Genomic DNA, 1,315 nt, shown 5'->3' on the forward strand with positions numbered 1-1,315 from the left:
CCACGTCGGCCGTTGGCCTCCTCGCAATGACAAATTCGGGGGCCTCACGCCATAAAATCAATGCCGTAAATGCTGCCAGCCTGCACAAGCCGTAAGCACGCCGCCGGGCCGTCCCCGTCCCTAATGATTCATTCTTCAGTCTTCAGTATTCATTCTTCATTTCGCGCGCGGAGCGCGCGCTTTCTCACCCTCCGCAATAGGGACAGGCGGTATAGCCCCGCGCGATGGCGAGGTTGACGCTGTAGGCCCAATAGCTCTGCTTTTTGAAGTGGGAGCAGCTGTAATTGTGATAATAATCCGTGCCGTCGTTCTCCACAAAGGCGACGTGCGCGTCGAAAAACGCAGATTTCTGCTGCAGGGCCGCGTTGCTGTCCTGCAGGGTGCTCACGCGGCTGTTCAGCTTGCTGAGCTGGGCGTTCAGCGCGTCGATCTGCGTGGCGTAATCGGCGTTCTCGTCGACGAGGCGGAGATTTTCCTCCTGCAGCTCGCGCAGGGACTGCTCGTTCTGCGCGCCCTGCATCTGATAGGTGTTGACCTGCTGCTCGAGCCGGTCGATGTCGCGGGCCTGACTGGCCAGCTCCTCCTGCGCGGCGGCAAGATCGTCCTGCGCCTCGGCAAGCTCCGTGGCCGTCTGGGCGGCGGACGCGGCCTGCCGGTCCAGCTCCTCGGCCTGCACGCGAAGGCGGTTGCGGTCGCGCTGGTAGTGCGTCAGGTAGTAGTAAACGCCAAACGCGCAGCACCCGGCCAGCACCGCGCACACGAGGGCGAGCGAGACGATCGCCCGCACCATGCGGTGGTAGCGGCGGGAGCGCGGCTTTTTCTTTTCGGGCTGCTCGACCGGCTTGCGCACGGGCCGCGGCTGGTCCGTCCGCTTCGGCAGAGCGATGTGCAGGCTCGTGTAGGGGGAGTCGGGCAGCGGCTCGCGCACGACCCCGGCGCATTCGTCGCAGAAGGTCTTCCCCTCGGCAATGCGCCGCCCGCAGCGGATACAGTTCATAGCTCCATCCCCCTTTTCGACATATCCTCTCTATTTTACACCAAAATCCCCCGACTGTAAATAGGGAATATGGCGCGCGGGGGCGCACGCTCCGCGTGCTAAATGAAGAATGAATCCTGAAAACTGAAGAATGAATCATTCGCTGGCCTCCGGCCGTGCGCTGTAGAGGGAGCGGACAGCCGGGCCCGGCGCAATGCTGCTGACCAGTGCAGGCTATCGATAAAACGGTGAAAGCCAAAGGTTTGTCATTGCGAGGAGCGAAGCGACGTGGCGCCCTGAGCGCGAAGCGCGAGGAAGTGCCCTTGGGGTGCAATCTCG

1 protein-coding gene is annotated in these 1,315 nt (G+C 62.5%); it reads right to left on the reverse strand.

What is annotated here, in order from left to right:
- Nucleotides 1–184 precede the first annotated feature (184 nt).
- On the reverse strand, nt 185–997 hold the full coding sequence (locus tag WMO66_RS00340) for a hypothetical protein (protein ID WP_349134421.1): 813 nt from the start codon (nt 995–997) through the stop codon (nt 185–187).
- Between the last annotated feature and the right edge of the window lie 318 nt (nt 998–1,315).

The organism is Faecousia intestinalis (assembly GCF_040096185.1).
In the GTDB taxonomy this organism is placed as follows: domain Bacteria; phylum Bacillota; class Clostridia; order Oscillospirales; family Oscillospiraceae; genus JAZOXB01.